Here is a 1,624-nt window from a genome sequence, read left to right as displayed (position 1 = left end):
CCCGAGCAGCGCGCTGGTGATGGCGCCCTGCCCCTTGGCACCGATGATGACCATGTCGCAGCCCGAGCGCTCGATCATGTCCACCAGCGTGTGCGCCACATCGCCCACGCCCACATCGGTTTCGTAGCCCACCCCGGCGGCATCGAGCAGCGCGCGCGCTGGCCCCATCAAATGCTGGCCCGCCTCCAGGCTGGCGGCGGCGATCAGGTCGGGGTCACGGGTGGTCACCAGTTCGTACAGCGTGGCGGGCTCCTGCACGTTGGCCAGCACCATCGTGGCCTGGAGCCCCTGGCGCACCAGCGCCAGCGCGTGGTGCACGCCATCCAGGGAGAGTTCGGAGCCGTCCACGGCGATGAGGATCTTGAGCATGGGGTTCTCCTTGAGTGAGTACAGACCAGTGTAGCGACGCCATCGACCAGCGCCAGTCCAATCCCTTGCGGCAGGTCACCCGGCCCGTCTGGGACAATGCGCCCCATCATGCTGCAGTTCGACCTCCTCAAAACCGACCCCTCCAGCCACGCACGCCGTGGCCAGCTTACGCTCAACCACGGCGTGGTGCAGACCCCCATCTTCATGCCCGTGGGCACCTATGGCACCGTCAAGGGCGTCATGCCGCGCAGCCTGCACGACATGGGCGCGCAAATCATCCTGGGCAACACCTTCCACCTGTGGATGCGCCCGGGCCTCGACGTGATGCAGAGCTTTGGCGGCCTGCACGGTTTTGAGAAGTGGGACAAGCCCATTCTCACCGACTCCGGAGGTTTCCAGGTCTGGAGCCTGGGCGCCATGCGCAAGATCACCGAAGAGGGCGTGACCTTTGCCAGCCCCGTAAATGGCGACAAGCTCTTCATGTCGCCCGAGGTGAGCATGCAGATCCAGACCACGCTCAACTCCGACATCGTGATGCAGTTCGACGAGTGCACGCCGTACGAGACCAAGGGCCACAAGACCACCGAGGCCGAGGCGCGCAAGAGCATGGAAATGAGCCTGCGCTGGGCAAAACGCAGCCAGGACGAATTCCACCGCCTGAACAATCCGAACGCCCTCTTTGGCATCGTGCAGGGCGGCATGTTCAAGAACCTGCGCCAGGAGTCTCTGGAGCGCCTGGTCGAGATGGACTTCCCCGGCTATGCCGTGGGCGGCGTGAGCGTGGGCGAGCCCAAGGACGAGATGCTGGACATCATGGCCCACACGCCCCACCGCCTGCCCGCACACAAGCCCCGCTACCTGATGGGCGTGGGCACGCCCGAAGACCTGGTGCAGGGCGTGGCCGACGGTGTGGACATGTTCGACTGCGTGATGCCCACGCGCAACGCGCGCAACGGCACGATGTTCACGCGCTTTGGCGACCTCAAAATCCGCAACGCCCGCCACAAGGCCGACCACAAGCCCATGGACACCAGCTGCACCTGCTACGCCTGCGCGGGCAGCTCGGGCGTGTCGTGGGACGACGGCGGGCGCGAAGGCTTCTCACGTGCATACCTGCACCACCTGGACCGCTGCGGCGAAATGCTGGGCCCCATGCTCACCACCGTGCACAACCTGCACTACTACCTGAACCTGATGCGCGAGGTGCGCGAGTCGCTGGAGGCCGGCACCTTCGCCCAGTTCCGCGCACAGTTCA

Annotated in this window: 2 protein-coding genes; one reads left to right on the top strand and one right to left on the bottom strand. The window is 65.6% G+C overall.

Features of this window, described 5'->3' with window-relative positions; genetic code table 11:
- Window positions 1-369: universal stress protein (locus DBR23_RS12685; protein ID WP_108498485.1), on the bottom strand; the 369-nt coding region annotated here is incomplete at its 3' end.
- A gap of 108 nt (window positions 370-477) precedes the next feature.
- On the opposite strand from DBR23_RS12685, the gene tgt reads away from it, so the two are divergent.
- On the top strand, window positions 478-1,624 hold a 1,147-nt coding region (gene tgt, locus DBR23_RS12680), incomplete at its 3' end, for a tRNA guanosine(34) transglycosylase Tgt (protein WP_108498486.1).

Source organism: Acidovorax sp. HMWF018 (assembly GCF_003061035.1).
Classification (GTDB): domain Bacteria; phylum Pseudomonadota; class Gammaproteobacteria; order Burkholderiales; family Burkholderiaceae_C; genus Acidovorax; species Acidovorax delafieldii.
This window is presented reverse-complemented; position numbering and strand designations above follow the sequence as displayed.